The organism is Agathobaculum sp. NTUH-O15-33 (assembly GCF_033193315.1).
Lineage (GTDB): Bacteria > Bacillota > Clostridia > Oscillospirales > Butyricicoccaceae > Agathobaculum > Agathobaculum faecihominis_A.
Window position 1 is genome coordinate 3,499,021 of sequence record NZ_CP136187.1, and the last position, 23,031, is coordinate 3,522,051.

The window sequence follows — 23,031 nt, forward strand, 5'->3', positions numbered from 1 at the left end:
TCTTAATCGCGATAAAGTCAACAAAAAGTTTTGCAAATGTTCCCGGATTCCGCAGAAAATACGTTTTTTATCGGAAAAGACCTTTTTATTCCATAACATCGGGGGGCGTATAGTCTAAAATCACGTGGCCGTGCTTGCCGCCGTGCTTGGCTTGGTACATGGCGGCGTCCGCCCGTTCGGTCACTTGGGCCGAAGTCAAATTCTCCATACCGCTTTGCGAAAAGTCGATACGGACCGCGCCGATACTGCAATAAACATACAGCCGGGCGCCGCTGCCGCGCACCACGAACTGGTTATTCGACGGCTCTTCCAGCCGGTTCAGGAACGCGTCGAGCGAAGCAAGCTGCTCCGACGCTTCCATGATCACCAAAAACTCGTCTCCGCCCACGCGGCCCACCGTGCCGCCCGTTTGCTGCGCCAACTTGGAGGTGAGGTACAAAAGCACCTGATCGCCCACGTTATGCCCATACTGTGTATTGAAATCTTTAAAATCATCCACATCCACAAACAGGACCGCCATCGGCGTGCGATCCGCCCGGTGCCGCTCGATCGCCTCCTGCAAGACCTGATCGATGCGCTCCTTGTTCAGCACCTTGGTCAGCGCGTCCTGCTCGGCCTTTGCCTGAAGCAGGCGCTGCTGCTGCGTTTTATAGAGATTTTCCGTTTCTATAAAGTCAAGCAGCTCGTTCACTTCCCCGGCCAAGCTGCCCAGCTCATCCTTGCGTTCAACCGCTACCCGCAGCGTATAATCCTGCTCCTGCCTGATGTTTTGCAGGGTGCCGGAAATGCTTTTGATGGGATGGATGATCCGCTTGGAGGCAAACCGGCCGATCCATATCGCCAGCAGGATGCATAAAAGCACCATGGAGCACGCCAAAACGAAATACACGGTCTCCTTGGACTGGTAATTGCTCAAATTCACCGAAAGCAGCACGCGCCAATCGGTATATGCCACGTCGGAATAATAGGTGATGTAACTATTTTCGTTCATGGTGTAGCAAAAGCTGCCTTCGGGTTCCTTTTCAAAATCAATGGCGCTATATTTTTCGTTATAATCCTCGCGCTCCTGCGCGCTCGTCACAAAGCTTTCCCGCTTTTCGTTTTGCGTGCCCGCGCTGACGATCTGCCCGCGGCCGTCCAGCAAATAGAACGTCGAGTCGTTCCAAAGCTCGGCCCGCTCGCGGATCGCGCTGTAAAAATCAAGATTGATCTCCGCCAAAATATAGCCGAGCGTCTGCCCGCCTTCCTCGATCCGGGCGGTCGCCACCAGCAATTTTTGGCCCTTGGCGTCCGTCAACACGTCGGAAATGTGGAAGGGCTGCCCCTTCATGGCTTGCAACACGTTATCGATGCCCTCATTCGCAAAGGCCGTGTGGGCCGCGCTGCACGCGACGACGCGGTTCTTGTTGTCAATGATAGCAAGGGTGTTCAAATAGTCCAGCGTTTGCACGCGGGCCAAAAGCACATTGTCCAAATACTGATTCATATCTCCGGCCAGCTCGCTGCGCATGGCCGCGTGAGACAGATCCATGGTGCCGATAAATTCCAGATATTCTTTTTGCTGCTCACAAAAATTCGCCATTTCCGCAACTTGCGCATCTGCGACCACACGAAGGCTATCCGCAATGATGTTCTCCAGTATGCTGGAGTACAGATTTGTGATAACCAAGCTAAACAGTAGAAAGGGCAAGACGATCAAAGCAAAAACCATGCGGTACATGGAAGTACGAACGCTCATGGTGATCCCCCGTTTAATTTTTTATATCGGGCCGCAAGCACATCTATGCATTGTGTTGTTACCATTATACAACTCGTCCCCCCGCACATCAAGTCAATAAAACAGCACTTTTCACAAGGCCTTGCCGGATTCGCCATGGTGTTTGCAGGGGGTGTGGTTCCGTTCCATTCTCAATTCGTTTGAAAAATTTTATTGACCGACCGGTCTATTTCGTGTAAAATAGACCATATAGTCTACTTTAGGAGGCCGGCGTATGAAGCAGGAGGAACGGAGCAAACGCACGTATCAGCGCATTTTAACCGCAGCAATCGCTGAATTTGGCGGCAAAAGCTATGAAAGCGCTTCTATCAACAACATTTGCAGCGTTAACCATATCCCCAAGGGGCTGATCTATTACAATTTTGAAAACAAGGATCAGCTGTATCTGCGGTGTGTGCAAGCCTGCTTTGACGAGCTGACCGCATACCTGCAAAGCGCGTCTTACCCGCCGGACGATACGGCGGGCAGCCTGCGGCTGCTGCTCGCGCGGCGGCAAACCTTTTTTACCGACCAGCCCTCGTATAAGCGCCTTTTCTTTCAAACGCTGTTCCAGCCCCCGCTTCATCTAGCAAACGAGCTTCGGACGCTTCGCCGCGCGTTCGACGGCTTCCATGCCGCCCGCTATCAAGCGGTGCTCGATCATATTGAATTGCGCGACGGCATCTCGGCGCAGGCCGCCAAAGAGTATTTCTTTATTTTTCAGGAGATGTTCAACGGGTATTATCAAACGCAGGCTGTCGGCGGCACCGACCTGTCCCTCCTGATTGAAAACCACGAAAGCAAGCTGCCCGCCCTAATCGACCTTATGCTTTACGGCGTTGCGAAGGAAAAGGACTGACGGCGCGTGCAACAAAGGAGGCCCCATGCTATTACCGATTCTCAGGCTTTTGGCCACAGTCGTTCTTGCTTTTGTGGTGGGCAGGCTGCTCGCTAGGATCAAGCTGCCCGCTATTCTCGGCTGGCTGATCACCGGCATGCTCCTCGGCCCGCACGCGCTGCAGCTGCTCGATCAGAGCGTGCTCGACGCGCTGTGGTACCAAGCCGCCGTTCACGTTCTGGAGTGCACCGTCGGCCTTCTGATCGGCACGGAGCTTGTGTGGAAGCGAATCAAGCAGTTCGGCAAGCAGATCATCGTCACCACGCTGACGCAGTCGCTCGGCACCTTTCTGGTGGTCAGTCTTGTGTTCGGCATCATTTTTCATTTCATGGATATCCCGCTCTATCTCGCCGTGATCTTTGGCGGCATCGCGTTGGCCACTGCTCCGGCTCCGGCGCTTTCGATCGTGCGGGAATTTCAAACCAATGGGCCGGTCACCAAAACCCTGATCCCCATGGCCGCGCTGGACGATATGGTGGGCGTTGTGGTGTTCTTTTCGGTCATCTCCCTTGTGGCTTCCCGTGTTTCCACCGAGCGTTTACCGGCGTATATGATCGCGTTAGTCGTGCTGCTGCCGCTGGGAGTTGGCGCGGCGGTGGGCGTGCCGGCCGGTTTGCTCCTGAAAAAGGAACGGGGGCCCGCGCCGACGGTCGCGCTGCTCGTTGGCACCCTGCTCCTTGCCTCCGCCGCCGGTTTTTACTTGAACTACCGGGTCATGCCGCGCCCTGTTTTGAACTTCATGCTCATCGGTATGGCGTTCTCCGCCGTTTTTGCCAATATGGTGGGCGAGGTGCGGCTGGAACGGATTCTGTGCAGCTTCAACCCGTTCCTCGGTTTGTCGATGATCGTGGTCATTTTAAATTTGGGCGCGCCGCTCGATTACCATCTGATCTTGGGCGCGGGCCTGTTTACCGCCCTATACATCGTCTCACGCGCGGCGGGCAAGTATGGCGGCGCTTATCTGGGCGCGACCCTTACCGGCGCGCCGCAGACCGTGCGCAAGTATTTGGGCCTTACGCTGCTGCCGCATTCCGGCGTCTCGCTCGTTTTCACCGGCATTGCCGTTTCCGTGCTCAGCGGCCCCGCGCCTGAAAGCGCGCAGATCATTCAGGGCACGATTGCGGCCGCGGCGGTCATCAACGAGGTGCTTGCGGTCGTTATCGCCAAAAAAGGCTTTGAATGGTCGGGCGAGCTGCGTTAGCGCACGCGCCGCACCGCCTTTTTTCGCATAAAAAAGTCTCCGATTCTTACATCGGAGACTTTTTGCGCTTTTGCTTTTTACGCGGCGGCGGCGTTCAGCGCTTCCGCGGGGATTTCAATGCTTTCCACACCGTTGATGTTGCTCACGGTCATGGATACGAGCACGTTGGCTACGTCGAGCTTATCGTCCTCGCCCGCGCCCATGCTGTCCATCATCTTGCCCATCAGGCTCTGCATGATCGCGGTCATGTCCATTTCGTACTTGACCGGGATCTGGTCCGCCTTGGAGATCCACAGGCTGATCGGCAGGTCGCCCAGATCGGTGAGCATGGTATCCAGCTGGTCGCCCGTAATGCCAAGGCTGGAAAACTGGTCCATCACGCCGGAAGCTTCGAGCACCTGAGCCAGGTCCTCCTCGGAGATCGTGCCGTCATAACGGGTCGCTTCCGCGCCGCCAACCGTTTCGGTACCGTTTTCCTTAAAGCTTTCCGCGCTGGAAAGATACAGGTCAAAGCTTTCGCGCGCGTCCATCTGATCGAACGCGGAGGTATCGGCCATCTCCTGCTTCTGCCAAACCAGATTGCCGTCGCCCGCGTCAATTCCGGTGTACAGCATGTACTTATCGCCATCCTGCGCAACGTACATGGCGGTATTCATATTGCCGACCTCGCCCATATCCACGTTCATATCCAGTTTCATCGTGATCGGATCGACGATCTGGTCGACCTTGCCGCTCGTGGCGATCTTCAGGGTCTCGTCATTCGCCTTCATTTCCATGCTCATGGTCATATCATAGCTCATGCTCTTAACATCCGCCATGTTGGCCTGCGCGGTCTTCATGATATCCTCGATGCTCTGGCCGGCGGCGCCGCCGTCAGCCTTGTCGCCGCAGGCGCCAAGCCCAGCCGCCATCGTCAGTGTCAGGATCGCCGCGGCCGCCCGCCGCGGCCAGCTTCTGGTATTTCTCATTTTTCGTCTCCTTTTGTGTATGTGAGTTTTATATTGAAACACGCCCCAAGGGGCGCAATTTCCACCCATAGCGTATGCGGCGCCGTTGTGGGTCATGACACGCGCCGCCCTTACACTGTCGAGGATACCACACCCGCCGCCTTTCGTCAAGAAAGCCGCTGTACAAAATGTGGAAATTCCCAAACCCGCATGACACACCGCGCGTTTGCCTTGCGGCTTGCGCTGCCGGCGCGCAATCGTGTTCGCACCGGTTGCAGTGTCAATATGGCTTCTTATGATCACGTCATGAACAAAAGGAAAAATGTATGTGCCATGCAATAAACTGGTATATCCTTCAAAAAAACCGCTTAAAACGACGAAAAAAACACGTTTCCGTACGATAAGCGGCTTGCACCCGTCCCGGCTTTCGGTTATAATGAAAATATAGCTTCAACTTTTTAGTAAAAGAAGGTGGCTGCATGGCTACGCTAAAAGAGCTGGCGGAATATACGGGTTTTTCCATCGCGACGATCTCCCGTGTGCTCAATAACGACCCCACGATGAGCGTGAGCGATTCGACGCGCGCCGCGATACTGGACGCCGCCGGAAAGCTGCATTACGATACCGCCGCGCGCACGCGCAAGGCGCGCGTGAACATACGCACACGTCGTTTCGCCATTGCGGAAATGCTCACCCCGGCCCAGCAGTTGGCTGATCCTTACTACTTATACCTGAAAAACTTTGCCGAGCAGCGCTTTTTCGATCTGGGCGCCGAGGTCACGCACCTGCTGGAACGCAACGGCGCTTACCGCCAGAATATGCCCCAGCCGGTGGACGGCGTGCTCGCCATCGGTATTTTTTCCGAAGCGCAGATTGAATCGCTGCGCAGCATCACCGAAAATTTGGTTTTTCTCGATTCCGCGCCGGACGAGTTGCATTTTGATTCCGTGGTGCTGAATTTTCGCCTTGGCGTCGAGCAGGCGCTCGATTATTTTATGCAGCGCGGCCACCGCAGCATCGGCTTTTTAGGGCCGGACTGCAAGCTGGACCAAAAAAAGCGCCCCGCGCCGGAAGTGCGGCGGCAGTATTTTATTCAATACATGCAGGACCGGGATCTGTTCGATCCCAAACTGCTCTTTAACGCGAAAATGAACGCGCGTGACGCGCGCGACGCCATCAGCGCACGGCTGACCGCCGGCGGGCCGATGCCCACCGCCCTGCTGGCCGCCAACGAAGAAGCCGCGATCGGCGCGGTCGGCGCGATGCGGGAAGCCGGGCTGCGTGTGCCGCACGACCTTTCCATCATCAGCTTTAATAACACCGCTGTTTCCGCGCTGACCGATCCGCCGCTCACCAGCATCAGCACGCACGTCGAAGCAATGAGCGCCACCGCGGTGAGCCTTCTTGCCCGCCGCACCGACGGCGCGTTGCCGGATATGCCGCTCAAGATCGTCGTGCCGCCCACGCTGATCGAGCGCGACAGCGTTTTTGCACCCAGTAAATAAACAAAAAAAGTGCACGCTACGGCGTGCTTCAGGCATCTGCGCGCGCCTTACAGGCGCACTTGAAGTCGGTTTGTTAAAAAGGTGAGATACATGCTCAATGTCATTCAGTTAAGGTCAGACAAGACAAAAAGGTATCGCAAGTACAGAACATGTAGGGCGCGACGCCCTCGGCGCGCCGAGAGCGAAGCACCGGGATAAGTGAGAGCATCAAACAGGCTGGTACAGCCGAGCGAAGGGACATGGTTTCTCAGGAAGCGTTACGTCCCTTCGAGACGGCGCGCCGGAGGCGTGGTCCAGACCAGCTTCTCTTGGCCTTCGGCCAATTCACCTTCTCGCGCCCTACTAGCTCGGTGATTCCCTTGTTTTTTCCTATGCGTTTCCCTTATCTTTATGACATTGGATACATGCTCCCACTTTTTTCAACTTGAAGCGCTGCTTCAAGTTGACACTTTATACGCGCTGCGGCGCGAGGGGATTTTTTAACAAGCTGGAGCACGCCAAGGCGTGCTTTTTTACTATTGCAAAACCACCAAAAAAGCGAGGGCGTTTTTGGTGGGTTTTTCAGTAAAACTTTCATTGAGTTTTTACTAAAACAGTGTTATCCTGATGATAGGAGCACTGCGCAACTGATACGGATAAGAATGGAGAGAGAGCATATGTTACGACAAAGCAGCCTTTCCGCTGAAATCGGGAACGGCGCGCTTGATTCACGCCTGCGCGCCATGACCGGCTGCGACCCGAGCGAGCTGCCCGCCCTGTGCGCGCGGCTATCCCACGTGCTTTCAAGATATGGAAAAATCTTTGGGCCGGACGGCGAGGTCGGCCTGTTCAGCGGCCCCGGCCGCACCGAGATCGGCGGCAACCATACCGACCATCAGCGCGGCCGCGTGCTGGCCGCCGCCATCAATCTGGACGCGCTTGCCTGCGCCGGGCCAAACGGCACGGATACCATCCATATTTGCTCGGCCGGTTATCCGGATATCGCGGTATCGCTCGGCGATCTTGCCGTACAGCCGGGCGAAGCGGGCACCTCCGCCGCGCTGGTGCGCGGCGTGGCCGCGCGTTTTACCGCGCTCGGCCATCCGGTAAGCGGGTTTAACGCCTATATCGAATCGACCGTGCTGGGCGGATCGGGCCTCTCGTCCTCGGCGGCGTACGAGGTGCTGATCGGCGTGATCGTGAACCACTTATTCTGTCAGGACGCGGTCTCGCTCGTGCAGATCGCGCAGATCGGCCAATACGCGGAAAACGTGTATTTCGGCAAGCCCTGCGGACTGATGGATCAGCTTGCCAGCGCGGTGGGCGGCATCGTTTCGATCGACTTTAAGGACCCCGAAACGCCCATCGTACACCAGATCGATTACGACCTTTCCGCTTCGGGCCACGCGCTGTGCATCATCGATTCCGGCGCCGACCACGCCGACCTGACCGAGGATTACGCCGCCATCCCCCGTGAAATGGGCGCTGTGGCCGCCTTTTTCGGCAAGGATGTGCTGCGGCAGGTCGACTATGAAGCGTTTTGGCAAAACATCCCCGCTCTGCGAAAGGCCGCGGGCGACCGCGCCGTGCTGCGCGCCATCCACTTTTTCGACGACAACCTGTGCGCGCAAAAGCAGGCGACAGCGCTTGAGAGCGATAACTTTGTTCAGTTTTTGAATCTGGTCAACCAGTCCGGCATCTCCTCGTCCGAGCACCTGCAAAATCTGTACAGCGCGTCGGCCCCGGGGCAGCAGGCCCTGCCGCTCGTGATTGCGCTGGCGCGCCGCCTGCTCGGCGGTACGGGCGCGGTGCGTGTGCATGGCGGCGGTTTTGCCGGAACCGTGCAGGCCTTTGTGCCCTTCCCGCAGCTTGATACGTTCCGCGGGCGGATCGAAGCCGCGTTCGGCAAGGGCTGCTGCCATGTGCTGCGTATCCGCCCGGAGGGCGGCGCTGTTATTGCGGGTTAACGAATCGATCACCGAATGCAAGGAGGCATTTTGTTATGGCAATTTTAGTTTTGGGCGGCGCGGGCTACATTGGTTCGCACACCGTACGCGCGCTGATCGACGCGGGACGCGACGTGGCCGTGGCCGATAATCTGGAGACCGGCTACCGTGCGGCCGTGCACCCGCAGGCCCGCTTTTACGAAGGCGACATCCGCGACCGCGCGTTTGTGGACCGTGTGCTGGAAAGCGAGCAGATCGAAGGCGTGATCCATTTCGCCGCCAACAGTCAGGTCGGCGAAAGCATGACGGACCCGCTGAAATATTATGATAACAATCTGACCGGCACCAAGGTGCTGCTGGAAAGCATGGTCGCGCACGGCGTGCTGAAGATCGTATTTTCCTCCACCGCCGCGACCTATGGGGAGCCCGAGCGCGTGCCCATCCTCGAAACCGATCGCACCGACCCGACCAACTGCTACGGCGAGACCAAGCTTTCGATGGAAAAGATGATGAAATGGGTTTCCGCCGCGCACGGCCTGCGCTTTGTGGCCTTGCGCTACTTCAACGCCTGCGGCGCGCAGCCAGACGGCTCGATCGGCGAGGCCCACAATCCGGAGACCCATCTTGTGCCGCTGATCCTGCAAGTGCCGAACGGCCAGCGCGCGCAGATCGCCATCTTCGGCGAGGATTATCCCACGCCGGACGGCACCTGCATCCGCGATTATATCCACGTTTGCGATCTGGCGCAGGCGCATATTCTGGCGCTCGACTACCTGCTCGCGGGCGGTGAAAACAACATCTTTAACCTTGGCAACGGCGTGGGCTTTTCGGTCAAGGAGGTCATCGAGGAGACCCGCCGCGTGACCGGCCACCCGATCCCGGCTACCGTTTGCCCGCGCCGCGCGGGCGACCCGGCGCAGCTGATCGCTTCGAGTGCCAAGGCCCGCGAGGTGCTCGGCTGGGAACCGCAGTACGACGACCTGCACACCATAATCGCGACCGCGTGGGACTGGCACAAGGCCCATCCCCACGGCTACTTCAAGTAAAAGGAGCGAACCGCCATGATCGACAACGCAGTCGCCAAGCTGATCGCATACGCGGAAAAGACCGGGCTAACCCTGCCCGAGGATCGCGTGTGGGCCACGAACGCGCTGCTGGAGGTATTACAGCTTCCCGCCTTTGACGCGCCCGCCTATGAGGGCCCGATCGATCTGCCCGGCGTGCTGGACGAACTGACGGACGACGCTTACGCGCGCGGCGTGACGAGTGAAAACTCCATCGTTTACCGCGACCTGTTCGACACCTCGCTGATGGGCCGCCTGACCCCGCCGCCGCGCGAGGTGACCGCTCGTTTCCGCGCGCTTTACGCGCAGTCGCCCCAAAAGGCGACCGATTGGTTCTATCAGTTCAGCCAAAACACCAATTACATACGCCGCGACCGCATCGCGCGGGATATGCAGTGGAAGACCGGGACCAATTACGGCACGCTGGATATCACCATCAACCTATCCAAGCCGGAAAAAGACCCCAAGGCCATCGCTGCCGCGCGCGAGATGCCGCAATCCGGCTACCCCAAGTGCCAGCTCTGCGCGGAAAACGAGGGCTACGCGGGCCGCGTCGATCACCCGGCGCGGCAGAACCACCGCATCATCCCGCTCACGATCGACGGCAGCCCGTGGTTTTTGCAGTATTCCCCCTATGTTTACTATAACGAGCACTGCATCGTGCTGAACAGCCGCCACGTGCCCATGCAGATCGACCGCGCTTGTTTCCGCAAGCTGACCGATTTCGTCACCCAGTTCCCGCACTATTTCGTCGGCTCGAACGCCGATCTGCCGATCGTCGGCGGCTCCATCCTGTCGCACGATCATTTTCAGGGCGGTCACTACCAATTTGCCATGGAGCGTGCGCCGATTGAAACGCGCGTACCGTTCGCCGGCTTTGACGATGTGACCGCCGGTATCGTGCGCTGGCCGATGTCGGTCATTCGCCTGCGCGCCGCGGACCGCGAGCGCCTGATCGAGCTGGCCGATCGCATTCTGAAGGCGTGGCGCGGCTATACGGACGAAGGCGCGCGGATCTATGCCGAGACCGGCGGCGTGCCGCATTCCACCATCACGCCGATCGCCCGCCGCCGCGGCGACGATTACGAGCTGGACCTTGTGCTGCGCAACAATTTAACGACAGAGGAGCACCCGCTCGGCCTGTACCATCCGCACGCGGAAAAGCACCATATCAAGAAGGAAAACATCGGCCTGATCGAGGTCATGGGTCTTGCCGTGCTGCCCGCCCGCCTGAAAGACGAGCTGGAAAGCGTGGCCGCGGGCCTGATCGAAGGAGCCGATCTGACGGCGGATGAAAGCACCGCGTCCCATGCCGCGTGGGCGCAGGAGATCGCGCGCCGCATACCGCTGAGCGAAGCCAATGTGCGCGACGTGCTGCGGCAGGAGGTCGGCAAGGTGTTCGCCGCCGTGCTCGAGGACGCGGGCGTGTTTGCCCGCACGGACAAAGGGCAGGCCGCGTTCCTTCGCTTTATAGAAACGGTGAGGTGATTTTACATGGATATTGTATGCACGCCCTTTGGGCGCGACCGCGCGGGCCATGCGGTGCTGCGCTATACGTTGACGGAAGGGGCGCTTTCCGCCTCGATCCTGACGCTGGGCGGCGTTTTGCAGTCGCTTACCGTGCCGGACCGGAACGGCAAGCCCGTGGACGTGGTGCTCGGCTTTGATTCGGCCGAGGATTACGAACAGCAGACCTGCTATATCGGCGCGTTGATCGGCCGGTGCGCCAACCGCATCGCGGAGGGCCGCTTTGTGCTGAACGGGCAAGCCTATCAGCTTGCCTGCAATGAAAACGGTACGACCCACCTGCACGGCGGTAAAATTGGCTTTGATAAACGGCAGTGGATCACCTCGATCCATTCCGAAGGGCTCAGCCTGCAATACCACAGCCCGGCGGGCGAAGAAGGCTATCCCGGCGCGCTGCACGCCGCCGTTACCTATCGGCTGACGGCGAACAGTCTGATCATCGACTATCACGCCGAGTCCGACACGCCTACCCCCTGCAACCTGACGAACCACAGCTACTTCAATCTGGACGGCCACGGCGCGGGTCCGGTGGGCGGGCAGCGCATCCGGCTGAACGCCGCGCGCTATACGCCGATCGACGCCGCGAGTATCCCGACCGGCGAGATCGCCGCGACGCAGGGCACGCCGATGGACCTGACCCGCGAAACGCCCCTCGGCGCGCATTGGGACGACGATTTTGAACAGCTGCGCCTTGCCGGCGGGTACGACCACAACTTTATCGTGGACGGCGCCTTTGGTACGCTGCGCCCTGCGGCGCGTGTGAGTAGCGAGCGCACCGGCATCATCATGGATGTGGATACCACCATGCCCGGTATGCAGCTATACACCGGCAACTTTTTACGCGCCGATATGCCCGCGGGCAAGGGCGGCGTCAAATACGCGCCGCGGCACGGCTTCTGTCTGGAAACGCAGTATTACCCAAGCGCGCTCACCCTGCCCCAGTTCCCGCAGCCCGTGCTGCGCCCCGGCGAGACATACCGGCACCAAACCGTGTTCCGCTTTTCGGCAGAATAAAACAAGCCCATAACCCACCCCATATAGCAGCAGCGCACACGGCAAACCGTTTTGCCATGTGCGCTGCTGTGTTTTTTACTGCTTCTCTCGGATCGGTAGCAGCTCGATATAACCCCTTGTGCCGATCGGCTCCAACTGCACGCGGGGGTTCGTTTCATCCCACGCATAGCCGATCACCGCCGGATCGTACTTTTGGATCGAAGCCTGCACCTCGTCAATGGCCTGACAGTAGTCCTCCTCCGCGAACGGCTCGCCCTGAAACATCAGATACTTGGCGGCAGGCAGGTCGATCACATCCAAGCCCTCGGGCACGACGCCGTCGTAATCCACGCCGACCTCGACGCCCTGCACATACTCCGAGGTGCCCGGCTTGCGGTACGGCAGCGGCAGCCACAGGCAAACCGGTTCGCCGCTAATGGATCGGATGCTTTGCAGCAAGCCCCACACGTCGCAGCCCACCTCCTCGCAATAGGTCCAATAATCGGCCGCCTTGATCCCACGCTTGATCAGCGCCTTGCGCGCGGGCTTTTCGATCACCTGTACAAATACGTTCTTTAAATTTTCCATGACCGGTCTCCTTTCGATATGCCTAAACTTCACGCCGTAGGGGGTGAACAGATAGACCGGAACCGGATGCGCGGCGTATTCGCTCGGGTTGCACCCAAATTCACGGCGAAACGCGCGCTGGTAGCCGTCCACGCTGCCGAACCCCATGGCAAACGCCACCTCCGCTATTTTGCACGGTTCGTCCCGCAGCCGCAGCGCCGATTTGGAAAGGCGGAACCGGCGGATATAATCCGCCGGGGCCATTCCGGTTTGACGGACAAACAGCCGGTGCGCGTACCACGGTGAAAACAGCGACGCCGCCGCGAGATTGGCCAGCGTGATATTTTCAAACAAGTGCGCTTCGATATAATCCTGCATGCGCTGTACGGCTTCTATTTGTTCCTGCATCTGTGTCACCTCCCGACAAACGTTATTATAGGAGACTTTGCAAAAAACCGCTCGACGTTTTTTGCGCAATCGCTTTTTCTATTATAATGCAAATCCACGGATCTTGCAGCTTTTTATGCTGCGGGCAGTAGTGCGCGTTCCTTTTTCCATAGCGCCAGTGTCAGCAGCGTGGCGCACACGTCCGCCGCCAGCTGGGCGCCGATCATGCCGGGAATGCCCCAAAGGCGGCTCAGCACTAAAAGAAACGGGATGAAAAATAATCCTTGCCGGAATACGCTGAGCATGCCGCCCTGCCGCGCCTTGCCCGTCGCCAAAAAGTAATTGCCGATGACGATCTGCACGCCCAGCAGCATAAAGGAGACCGCGTCCACACGGAGTGCGGCGCTGCCGATCGACAGCACCTGCGCGGAGGACTGATTGAACAGATGGATCAGCGGCCCGGCGAGCACGATGCAGATCACGCCAAACAGGATATTGGCCGCCGTGCTCCAACGAGCGGCGGTTCTGGTCGCTTCGCGCACGCGCGCCAGATCTCCCGCGCCGTAGCTGTAGCCGACCAGCGGAGAATACCCCTTTAAGAAGCCGTAAAGCGCGTTGGTCTCAATGGACATGATCCGGTTGACAATGCCCATGGCGGCTACCGCGGCTTCGCCAAACGGCTTTGCGGCGTTGTTGGTCAAGGTAACCGCGGCGCCGGCCAAAAACTGGAACAAACAAACGGGCAAGCCGATACGGAAGATTGTAGCATAAAGCTTACCATTCGGCCGAAAGCGCCGAACCGAAACACGAAGGCAGCTTTTTCCCCGCAGCAGGTACCCGATATAAAACGCGGAAGAAACCAAGCGCGAGAGCAGCGTGGCCGCCGCCGCGCCGCCCACGCCCCAGCCGCAGGCGAAAATGAAAATCGGGTCCAGCACCAGATTGGCGCAGCCGCCCGCCAGCATCGCAAACATGCCGAAGGAAGAAACGCCCTCTGCCGCGATCAGGTTGTTCATTATCATATTGAACACATTGAAGATCAACCCGATGATATAAAGTATACCGTAATCCCTTGCAAACCCATAGCTGCTCCGCGAGGCCCCCAAGGCATACATGAGCGGCTTGAGGAACAGAAGCATGCCGACCGCCAGCACGGCCATGACCGCCACGCCGGAAAGGATGGCCGTACTGCTGAAAGCGCCCACCTGTTCAGCATCCTTTTTGCCGAGCAGCCGAGAAATGTTAGAGCCCGCCCCGTTGCCAAACAGCAGCCCCACACCCATGGCGACCATGGTTAGCGGATAGACCACCGTAACGGCGGCTGTTTGCAGGGTGCCCAATGTGCCGATAAAAAAAGCGTCCACCAGATTATAGACCGTGGAGATCAGCATACCGGTCATGGCCGGTATGCCGAGCCGCAAAAGCGCGGGCTTCACCGGCGCTTTTTCCAACAGCTCGGTGTGTGTTTCTTGCATGATAAATCCTTCTTTCCGGTTTTCGCGTCAGTTAGCACCTCTACAGTATAAAAGCTAAACAATATAGGTAAAAAAATACCGCGTTAGCAGGTATTTCTTTTTGATCCTCATTCGGTTTTCCTGATCGCGGCGCTTTTTAAGCCGTTTTCTTTCGCCTGCTTGCGCCAACCATAATGGGCGGCCAGCTTATATAAAAAGCGTGGAAGATTCGGCTCTACAAACAGATCATTTTGGGCGCTTCCGGCTTCTATCGTCTTGACAAGCCGATCGATCGCCTTGCCCAAATTAACGAGCGGCCCATGTCCCATTGGCGCCATCTGCACCATTTCCCCCGCGCCGATTCCCACCGCGCAGCCCCTTTGAAAGCCGCACTGATCGCACCAATTCCAAAGGATATCGATCGCTATGCTGTTTTGCGCGGCGTCATAAAACCCATTGTTGACCAGCGTGTAGACTCTGATCTTTTCCCGTCCCGTTATGCTTGCCTGTTGGACGGCGCTTAACGCTTGCAGCAGGTTGGAAGGCACGCCATCCACATAGAGCGGGCATGCGATCACAAAAACATCGCTGCCGGATAGGTCAGCCGCCAAGGCAGCCAGATTGGTGCCGGTCGACTGATACATCGTTATCTCGTTTTCCGCCGCCAGTTTATCTTTTAGGATATCCAGCAAATATAGAGACGTACTTCGCTTTGGGCGCGGGCTGCCGCTTAACATTACAATTTTCATTGAGTTGCCACCCCGATTTCTTCCGCCGTTTCATAAAACAGTACCGAACAGCCTGCCGCGCCCAAATTGATCGCGTTGGCGTTGACCAATCTTTTTGCGATGCTCCGCTCGTTATCGCCGCACGTTCCATAAAAGTGTACGTTTAGCTGAAAGGGATTTTGGTGCCGCATTTGATGGTGCATCTGTCCATCGATATACCGGAAATACGGCAGCAAATAACCGATCGAACGGTCTAAAACAGCCTTTACATTGGCCGAATAGCCGCCATATAAAATGGGACTGACGATCATGACCTCGCTGCATTGCGCAAAGTAGGAAGGGAGCACCGAAGCCCGATCCTTTATTACACACCGGCCGGGCGTTTTAATCCAGCACCCAAAACAACCGATACAGTGCGCGACCGGCGGGTTGGCGGAAAAGAGCAGGTCCATCCCCTGTCGCCGGTCAAAAGTCGCCTCCAAACGCGGCTCCACATCATAAATCAGTAATCGTTTTGCCATATGGTCTCACCGCCCTTTACTCTTCCCGCAAGCCTTCATCGATGACCTTCTCGAAGGCTTCAAAATATTCCGCCATGCTTTCCAAAAGCGGCTCCGGCATTTCTCTGAGCAGGTTCAAGGCTTTGTCGCCCGCCTGCCGATGGTAGGCCGCGTGTGCTTCGTGATTCTTTTTTCCCGCCGCGGTGAGGTTCAGCACCACCTCGGTATCCGAATCCGGCGATACCCGTTTTTCCACCGCGCCTTTATCAACCAGCTTATAGATCATTTGCGAAGCCGCGCCCTTCGTGACGCCCATAACCTCCGCAAGCGCGGTAATGTTGATATTCGTATGATCGCCAACGGCGGCGATCGTATGGATTTCCGCCTTGGATAGCGGCACCTCGGTACCGTAGGTGCGCTTTTTGTCCTCCCAACGGGTATATTTATGGACAACGCGCTCCATCAGCGCGGTCAGCTCAGAAAAGTCCCTCATGCTATCATCCTCCAATTTTAGCATCTATACAGTTTAGTTTCTAAACTCATAATAGGCGCTTTCTTCCCATTTGTCAATAGGGTACGCAAAAAGGGCGGCACAGTTTTCCTGTGCCGCCCGGGGCGCGCTTCCGTTATTTATCCAATAGGCCCAGACGATCGAGCACGACCGCAAGCTGTTCGCGCGTGGCGCAAGAGCGCGGCGCGGTGCCGTCCATAATGCCCTGTTTCTTCGCGTCGGCCCAAGCTTCTACCGCGTAGCGGCTGGGCGCCTTCTCCTCCTGCGCCGCCAGATAGCCGTTCAGCGCCGTATCGAACATCCGATTAAACTCTTCTTGTGTCATTTCGGGCTCCTTTCGGTAGTTTTTATAACACAGATCAAGGTCTACGTTGGTCGGAATGCCGGGCACGCGCCCGGTCGAGGCATACTGCCACATTTCATAGCGGCCCGTATAGGTAGGCTTTGCGCTCCACTGCGCCAGCCACACGTCGCAGGGCGGCAGTTGCTCCACATCGATGTAATGCGTCAGCCAATCCTCGTTGGCGTAAACGCCGCAGGGCCTCCCATTGGCACGAATGACCTCTAAAAATGCCGCGCAAAGGCCAGTGATGTTTTGTCTGGAAAACACGAACCCATGCCGCGCCTTGTACCCGTCCGCGTCCTCCATATCGAGCCAAATGGGCATGGTGGGCCGTCTGGTGCCCAAAACGGAAAGCACATGGTTCGCTTCCGCGCGGGCGTCCGCGTCGTTCAGCGCATAGCTGTAATGGTAGACCCCGCGCAGCAGCCCGGCTTCTCCCGCCTGCTCATAGTTATAGGCAAAGCGTTCGTCCACACTGTACAGGCCATAGCTTGACCGAATCACAGCGAATTGCTGCCCATGCTGCGCTACCTGCGGCCAATCGATCGCGCCGTCGTGCTCGCTGACGTCGATCCCTCTCAGCATCCGCCATTCCTCCTTTCATCGGATAGAATTTCTGGTTCTACCCTATGCGGGGAACGGCGCCCTTATGCCGCCGGCAGCGTCACGCCGTGAGATTCCGCAGGATCTCCTGATAGCGCCTTGTGGCAAGCTCGCTCGTCCCGCCTTTTTTTGCAAAAGCGCAGCGCCCCGAGCTTGGGAACGACCCTTTCAACCGGCACCTCCCCATGGACCGTTTTGGATCGAAGTGCTTCAAAGGCCTCTAAAAAGCGCGGGTCGGCCTTGGCCCGGTCATAGAACGATAGCACATACACATAGTAAAACAGGCCGTAGCCGCGAAAGGGATATTCGATCTGCATGAACCGGGAACCAATGCCATAGTGGCAAGGGCTGATTGGCTTACGAATGACCCAGTGTTCCAAAAGAAATTCCACCGCCCGGTCGAGGCGTTGTTCCTTGTTGAGAACACGCGCATAGCGAAACAAATCCAAGACTTCCAAGGTCGTATAGGGGGTGGAGTATGCGGTCTCCTCGCCCCTGCCAAAGCTATATTTATTGCACTTCCAGCCGCCATCCTGCTGTTGCGTTACAAGGAAATAGTCAAACGACTTTTTCACCCGTTCGTCGTCCGCATAGCCCATGCGGCACAAAACATTTACCGCCAAAGCGGTATGACATGGATATATCCCGCCGGTGGGCGAAACTTTTATTCTTCCATCCTCTCTCCAGCCGTCAAAAATGAGCGCGGCGACGTGTTTCATCACCTCATCCTCCGGCGGCACCCCGAGTTCCAATAGATATAACGCGCTTTCCAAGGTCGTAAAGGGCGCGCCTTTCAGCAATTTGTGATCGGGCGTCGTCCAATAGTCCGCGCCATTATCATACCGGTGCGATAAAATTGCCTCCACATCGGCCATATATTGTTGTTCCATATCGACGGGTCACCTCACTCCTGATTTTCATGCTAACAGTATACCACCGATCCGAGGGGCGCACAATTTTGGGTACAAAGAGATCGGTTTACGCTAGCAAATCATTTTTCAGTACTTCCATACATTCCAACGCACTGCGAATCATAGCGGTCACCACCTCTATTTGATAGGGCGGCGCGGTTTTCCATAGGTCAGAAAGTACATTAAAACCGCTCAGTTCATTATCGTTCAAGCAATCTTCCAGCAAATAGGTTGGCGATACCGCAAGCTCCCTGCATAGGCTAACGAAAACCGTCAGACTGGGAATCTTACGGCCTGCCTCAATTTGCCGAAAATAGGTCGCGTTGATATGACACAACTCGGATAAATGTTCTCCTGTCAATCCCTTGGCTTTACGCGCCGCCTTGATTCGCTTTCCCATACCGCTTTGTTCTGCCACTTTCAATTCCTCCGTCCATCATAACCTTTCTGTGTAGGTAACGCTATCATAACATTAAATCTTTAGGGGTGGAATTGCCGTTAATAGTAATTTTACTACCACAGGTAGCTCGCACCGCTCGCAATTTCATACGCGGCAGTAGCCGCGACGGCGGCGTGAGTCACGCCGCCCTACATGCTTGGTCGATGCATCCCTTTTGTAGGGCCGGGTGACCTCACCCGGCCGCCCGCGGCTACCGCCGCGCATATAATTGTGAGCGCCAGCGAACCTCCTATTGAGGCGAAGGCCTCACTCATCGGAAACGCGCGTTCGCGCGGGATTCTTCGCTCTGCTCAGAATGACGGGGATGTGGAAAATGGGCGCGCCAATCAGGCCGGTCCGGCCGTGCGAAGGCTCCCTTCCACGGAATCCCTAGGCACCCGGTACGGCTCTCCCCAACTTGTTAATGATAACAAAAGGGCGGCACGCTCTTCCCCTGACAGGAGCAGCGAAAAGGATGGATGTCAAGAGGGAAACGCATGAGAAAAACAAGGGATTCACCGAGCTAGTAGGGCGCGACGCCCTCGGCGCGCCGTCTCGAAGGGACGTAACACTTCCTAAGAAACCATGTCTCTTCGTTCGGCCGTACCAGCCTGTTTGATGCTCTCACTTATCCCGGCTCTTCGCTCTCGGCGCGCCGAGGGCGTCGCGCCCTACATTTTCTGTGCTTGCGTTACCTTTTTCTCTTGCCTGACCTTATCATAATGACATTGTGGTTGTCCCTTCCTTCTTGCCCCCGCGGCGGGCGCCGCACCGCCCTCGCGGCTACTGCCGCGCATATAATTGTGAGCGCCAGCGAACCTCCTATAACCGCAAAGCAGCCCCGAAGCGTATGCTCCGGGGCTGCTTTTTTAAGCCTTACTTGCGGACTAAATATTTGCGCATATCGATCGCGCAGGCGATCAGGATAATAAGACCCTTGATGATATACTGCAAGTTTGCGCTGACCGAAAGGAAGGTCAGGCCGACGAAGATGATGCGAAGCAGCAGCACGCCAACGATGATACCGCTGATCGAGCCAATGCCGCCGACGAACGATACGCCGCCGATAACACAGGCCGCGATCGCGTCCAGCTCGTAGTTCAGGCCGGTGGACGGGCTGTTGGAACCGATACGGGCGGCTTCGATAAAGCCGGTGATCGAGTACATGACGCCCGCGAGGATGAAGACCATCATCGTATTCTTGGCTACGTTAACGCCGGAAACATTGGCCGCTTCCGGGTTGGAGCCGCAGGCAAACATGTTCTTGCCAAAGCGGGTCTTGTTCCAGATGAACCACATGATAATGGCAATAGCGAGCGCGTACCAAACAAAGTTCGGAATCGGCGTTTTGCCAATGGAAAGGAACGAACCGTTTACCACCTTCTTGTACGGTTCGGACAGGCCGGAGATCGGCGCGCCGGAGTTGCCGTTCAGATTGGTGAACAGAAGCAGGAAGCCGTAAACGATCAGCTGCGTGGCCAGCGTAACGATAAAGGGATGCAGGCCGAACTTTGCAACCGAGAAACCGTTGACAAAGCCGACGATTGCGCCGACGACCATGACGATCAGCAGCGTGCAGATGATCATAACAGCCGGGTGGAACTGCGGCAGATCCGGGAACATTCTATTCGGATAGTTTGCGGCCTGTAACAGCGCCGCCGAGATACAGGCCGTCAGGCCGACGACACGGCCCGCGGACAGATCGGTACCGGTCAGCACGATGGTGCCCGCGATACCCATTGCGATCGGCAGGTTGGCCGCCGTCAGCGACAGCATGTTGACGATGGACGGAATACCGAAAAAGCGGTTGTTATAAATACCGATGCCGATCGCGGCGACGATCAGGAAGATGTACAGCGAATTGCTGATGAACCATTCCTTCCAAAAGTTGCGTTTATCCGCGGCGCTGAGCGCCTTGAAATCTTCATATTTTCCTTTGATATTGAGTTTGCCCATGGTTTTTCCTCCCCCTAAGCGTACTTGGCCGCGAGCGTCATGATTTCCTCCTGCGAGGTGTTCTTCGCATCCACCTCGCCCGCGAGCCGTCCGCCCGACATGACGAGGATGCGGTCGCACACACCAAGCAGCTCGGGCATTTCACTCGATACCATGATGACCGCCTTGCCGCGGCCAGCCAGATCGATGATCAGCTGATAAATCTCGTATTTTGCGCCCACGTCGATACCTCGGGTCGGCTCGTCAAGCAGCAGAACCTCGGGATCGGTCAGCAGCCAACGGCCAAGGATTACCTTTTGCTGGTTGCCGCCGGAAAGCGAGCGGATTTTGGTCTCTTGCGTCGGGGTCTTGATGCGCATGGCCTTAATCGACCAATCGGTGTCCTTACGCATGGCGCCGTTGCTCAGCATCGGCCCCTTCATGTACTTTTTCAGGCTCGAAATAACGGTGTTGTCGCGAATGTTCAAAATACCGAAAATACCGGTGGCGCGGCGCTCCTCCGTCAACAGGGCAAAACCGTTCTTGATCGATTCGGTGGCGCGGCGGTTATGTACCTGCTTGCCATCCAAGCGTATCGTGCCGCCCTTGCGGGTCGCAACGCCGAATATGTTTTCCAGAACCTCGGTCCGGCCCGAGCCGTCCAGACCCGCGATGCCGAGGATTTCGCCCTTTTTAAGCTGGAAGGAAACATCCTTCACGTGGGAATACATGGCGGTCAGCCCTTCGACCTCCAGCGCGACCTCGCCGGGCTCGTTGGTCTTGGGCGGGAAACGGTTGGTCAGCTCGCGGCCGACCATCAGTTTGATGATCTTATCCATCGTCAGCTCGCTCGCGGGCTCGGTGGCGATCCACTGCCCGTCGCGCATGATGGTGACCTCGTCCGAAATGCGGAGGATTTCCTCCATTTTATGAGAAATGTAAATGATTCCGCAGCCCTGATCGCGCAGCATATTGATGATGCGGAACAGGTGCTCGACCTCTACCTCGGTTAGCGAGGAAGTCGGCTCGTCAAACACGATGATCTTGGCGTCGTACGAGACCGCCTTGGCGATCTCCACCATCTGGCGCTGGGAAACCGGCATTTTGCTCATCACCGTGTGCGGATTGACCTTAACGCCCAGCTTTTCAAACAGGGCGACAGAGTCCTTATACATCTTCTTTTCATCGATACAGTTGCCAAATTTGAGCGGGATACGGCCCAGCCACATGTTTTCCATGACCGTGCGCTTAAGCGCCTGATTCAGTTCCTGATGCACCATGGCAACGCCGTTTTCCAGCGCTTCCTTGGAGGTTTTGAAGTTGACCTCTTTCCCCTCCAGCTCGATGGTGCCGCTATTCTTTTCATAAATGCCGAACAGGCATTTCATCAGTGTGGATTTTCCCGCGCCGTTCTCGCCCATCAGCGCGTGCACGGTGCCGCGCTTCACGGTGAGCGATACGCCGTCCAGCGCTTTGACGCCGGGAAATTGCTTGCAGATTTTCGTCATCTGCAGCAAAACGTCGTTAGCCATACTTTTGCTCCTCCCCTATTTTCGGATAAAAACGGCCGCCGCCGCGTGCGCGGTAGCGGCCGTTTTTGTCATTGCTTCAAATGCGTCCGGGTGGAAGACGGCTTACTCGCCCAGATAAATCTGGTAGGGGATACGGATCTTGTTAACGCCTTCGTCGACCGTGTACTTGTCGGCGATGCCGTCCATCAGGTCCTTGCCGGCGGCCACGTTGGCTACCAGATCAGAGATGCACTGCGCCATGCCGTCCGCGTCCTGCTTGATGGTACCAGCCATCTTGCCGTCCGCGATCAGGGCCTTGGCGGCGTCCGTCGCGTCAACGCCGAATACCGGAATGGTCTTGGCGGCGTCGCCGTTGTTGTAGCCCGCGGTATTCAGCGCGGTTACCGCGCCTTCCGCCATGCCGTCGTTGTTGCAGATAACGAGTTCGACCATGTTGTTGTTCTGATCGTTGTACTCGGAAAGGATCGTGGTCATGTATTCCTGCGAAGCAGCGGAGGACCAAGAACCGTTCTTGTCAACCAAATACTTATCGGAGTTGTTCGCGTCATAGAATTCGAGTTCGGGCTTGCCGGCCTCGACCAGTTTCTTATTCGCGTCCTCAACGCCGTACTGGGTGCGGGCTTCCGCTTCCGCGTTGCCCTGCTCGCCCTTGAACATGACGTAGGAAATCTTGCCGTCGCCGTTCAGGTCGTACTTTTCATAATCAGCCAGCAGATAATCGCCGATCATTTCGCCCTGCATGTGGCCAGCTTCCGGTGCGTTGGTGCCGACAAAAGCGGACTTGTCATAGCTCTTGATCACATCGTCCGAAACCTCGCGGTTGAAGAACAGGAGCGGCAGATCGCCGGCCTTGGCCTTGTCTACGATACCGGTGGCGGCGTCGTCGGACGAGGTGTTGACCACGTTGACGACCAGCATCTCGGTGCCCTTGGTGATTTCGTTCTGCACCTGCTCGGACTGGGTGGTCTGGTTGTTGTTGCCGTCCTGATCGGAGTGCTTGATGCCCATTTCGTCGAGCTTAGCGGAAAGCGCGCCGCGAACGGAAGCGATGTAAGTATCCGCGTAGTTGTAATACAGTACGCCGATCGACAGATCGTTTGCCGCGGGCTGGTCGCCGCCGGCTTCCGTGCCGCCGCCCTCAGCGGGCTTCTTGTCGCCGCCGCACGCGGTGAGCGTAAACAGCATCGTTGCCGTCAAACCGGCTGCCAGCCATCTTTTTGTGTTCATGTGATAACCCTCCTCAAAATTAACGGAATCTTCTCTTCTTCTCAAAGGCCTCTCGGGCTTTTCTGTGTTTTTATTATA

Annotated in this window: 20 protein-coding genes; 7 read left to right on the forward strand and 13 right to left on the reverse strand. The window is 57.1% G+C overall.

Annotated elements, in window-relative coordinates; all coding sequences use genetic code 11:
• Nucleotides 1-85: 85 nt before the first annotated feature.
• The gene (locus RWV98_RS17030; protein ID WP_317862292.1) at nt 86-1,738 is read right to left on the reverse strand and encodes a sensor domain-containing diguanylate cyclase; all 1,653 of its coding nucleotides are present in this window, start codon (nt 1,736-1,738) and stop codon (nt 86-88) included.
• 253 nt (nt 1,739-1,991) lie between these two features.
• Between RWV98_RS17030 and RWV98_RS17035 the strand changes: the two genes are divergently transcribed.
• Together RWV98_RS17035 and RWV98_RS17040 are read left to right on the forward strand one after the other, a co-directional pair.
• Nucleotides 1,992-2,615, forward strand: coding sequence for a TetR/AcrR family transcriptional regulator (locus tag RWV98_RS17035; protein ID WP_317862293.1), 624 nt, complete (start codon nt 1,992-1,994; stop codon nt 2,613-2,615).
• A gap of 25 nt (nt 2,616-2,640) precedes the next feature.
• Complete coding sequence (locus RWV98_RS17040) at nt 2,641-3,855, forward strand: cation:proton antiporter (protein ID WP_317862295.1); 1,215 nt, start codon at nt 2,641-2,643, stop codon at nt 3,853-3,855.
• A 77-nt stretch (nt 3,856-3,932) separates the two neighbouring features.
• Here the strand turns inward: RWV98_RS17040 and RWV98_RS17045 are convergent, their stop codons facing one another.
• Entirely contained in the window at nt 3,933-4,823 is an 891-nt protein-coding gene (locus RWV98_RS17045; protein ID WP_317862297.1) for a DUF6612 family protein, read from the reverse strand.
• Between the two features lie 458 nt (nt 4,824-5,281).
• Here RWV98_RS17045 and RWV98_RS17050 point away from each other — a divergent pair, with 458 nt between their 5' ends.
• From RWV98_RS17050 to RWV98_RS17070, 5 genes are all read left to right on the forward strand, one after another.
• A complete protein-coding gene (locus tag RWV98_RS17050; protein WP_280963165.1) occupies nt 5,282-6,307 on the forward strand; it encodes a LacI family DNA-binding transcriptional regulator in 1,026 nt (341 codons plus the stop codon).
• 656 nt (nt 6,308-6,963) lie between these two features.
• Entirely contained in the window at nt 6,964-8,253 is a 1,290-nt protein-coding gene (locus tag RWV98_RS17055; RefSeq protein WP_317862299.1) for a galactokinase, read from the forward strand.
• Between the two features lie 35 nt (nt 8,254-8,288).
• Nucleotides 8,289-9,278 carry a UDP-glucose 4-epimerase GalE gene (galE, locus tag RWV98_RS17060; RefSeq protein ID WP_317862301.1) on the forward strand — a complete coding sequence of 330 codons (990 nt, stop codon included), beginning with the start codon at nt 8,289-8,291 and terminating at the stop codon, nt 9,276-9,278.
• 15 nt (nt 9,279-9,293) lie between these two features.
• The gene (locus RWV98_RS17065; protein WP_317862303.1) at nt 9,294-10,784 is read left to right on the forward strand and encodes a UDP-glucose--hexose-1-phosphate uridylyltransferase; all 1,491 of its coding nucleotides are present in this window, start codon (nt 9,294-9,296) and stop codon (nt 10,782-10,784) included.
• 6 nt (nt 10,785-10,790) lie between these two features.
• Nucleotides 10,791-11,837 (forward strand): aldose epimerase family protein, encoded by a 1,047-nt coding sequence (locus RWV98_RS17070; protein WP_317862305.1) that lies wholly within the window; start codon nt 10,791-10,793, stop codon nt 11,835-11,837.
• Nucleotides 11,838-11,912: 75 nt separating this feature from the next.
• Here RWV98_RS17070 and RWV98_RS17075 read toward each other — a convergent pair whose 3' ends face one another.
• The 11 genes from RWV98_RS17075 to RWV98_RS17125 form a co-directional block, all read right to left on the reverse strand.
• A complete protein-coding gene (locus RWV98_RS17075; protein ID WP_317862307.1) occupies nt 11,913-12,791 on the reverse strand; it encodes a helix-turn-helix transcriptional regulator in 879 nt (292 codons plus the stop codon).
• A gap of 113 nt (nt 12,792-12,904) precedes the next feature.
• On the reverse strand, nt 12,905-14,245 hold the full coding sequence (locus RWV98_RS17080; protein ID WP_317862309.1) for an MATE family efflux transporter: 1,341 nt from the start codon (nt 14,243-14,245) through the stop codon (nt 12,905-12,907).
• A 107-nt stretch (nt 14,246-14,352) separates the two neighbouring features.
• Nucleotides 14,353-14,973: an NAD(P)H-dependent oxidoreductase gene (locus RWV98_RS17085; RefSeq protein WP_280963156.1), complete on the reverse strand. Its 621-nt coding sequence runs from the start codon at nt 14,971-14,973 to the stop codon at nt 14,353-14,355.
• Nucleotides 14,970-15,473: a flavodoxin family protein gene (locus RWV98_RS17090; protein ID WP_317862312.1), complete on the reverse strand. Its 504-nt coding sequence runs from the start codon at nt 15,471-15,473 to the stop codon at nt 14,970-14,972. The genes RWV98_RS17085 and RWV98_RS17090 overlap by 4 nt, the downstream gene beginning before the upstream one ends.
• A gap of 16 nt (nt 15,474-15,489) precedes the next feature.
• Nucleotides 15,490-15,945, reverse strand: a complete 456-nt coding sequence (locus RWV98_RS17095; RefSeq protein WP_317862314.1) for a MarR family winged helix-turn-helix transcriptional regulator — start codon at nt 15,943-15,945, stop codon at nt 15,490-15,492.
• A gap of 133 nt (nt 15,946-16,078) precedes the next feature.
• Nucleotides 16,079-16,891 carry a glycoside hydrolase family 25 protein gene (locus RWV98_RS17100; protein WP_317862315.1) on the reverse strand — a complete coding sequence of 271 codons (813 nt, stop codon included), beginning with the start codon at nt 16,889-16,891 and terminating at the stop codon, nt 16,079-16,081.
• A gap of 62 nt (nt 16,892-16,953) precedes the next feature.
• Nucleotides 16,954-17,799 carry a prenyltransferase gene (locus tag RWV98_RS17105; RefSeq protein WP_442872081.1) on the reverse strand — a complete coding sequence of 282 codons (846 nt, stop codon included), beginning with the start codon at nt 17,797-17,799 and terminating at the stop codon, nt 16,954-16,956.
• A gap of 88 nt (nt 17,800-17,887) precedes the next feature.
• Nucleotides 17,888-18,238, reverse strand: a complete 351-nt coding sequence (locus tag RWV98_RS17110) for a helix-turn-helix domain-containing protein (RefSeq protein ID WP_317862316.1) — start codon at nt 18,236-18,238, stop codon at nt 17,888-17,890.
• An 897-nt stretch (nt 18,239-19,135) separates the two neighbouring features.
• Nucleotides 19,136-20,215 (reverse strand): galactose/methyl galactoside ABC transporter permease MglC, encoded by a 1,080-nt coding sequence (locus RWV98_RS17115; protein ID WP_280962028.1) that lies wholly within the window; start codon nt 20,213-20,215, stop codon nt 19,136-19,138.
• A 14-nt stretch (nt 20,216-20,229) separates the two neighbouring features.
• Nucleotides 20,230-21,726 (reverse strand): sugar ABC transporter ATP-binding protein, encoded by a 1,497-nt coding sequence (locus RWV98_RS17120; RefSeq protein ID WP_280962029.1) that lies wholly within the window; start codon nt 21,724-21,726, stop codon nt 20,230-20,232.
• A gap of 102 nt (nt 21,727-21,828) precedes the next feature.
• Nucleotides 21,829-22,953 carry a galactose ABC transporter substrate-binding protein gene (locus RWV98_RS17125; RefSeq protein ID WP_280962030.1) on the reverse strand — a complete coding sequence of 375 codons (1,125 nt, stop codon included), beginning with the start codon at nt 22,951-22,953 and terminating at the stop codon, nt 21,829-21,831.
• Between the last annotated feature and the right edge of the window lie 78 nt (nt 22,954-23,031).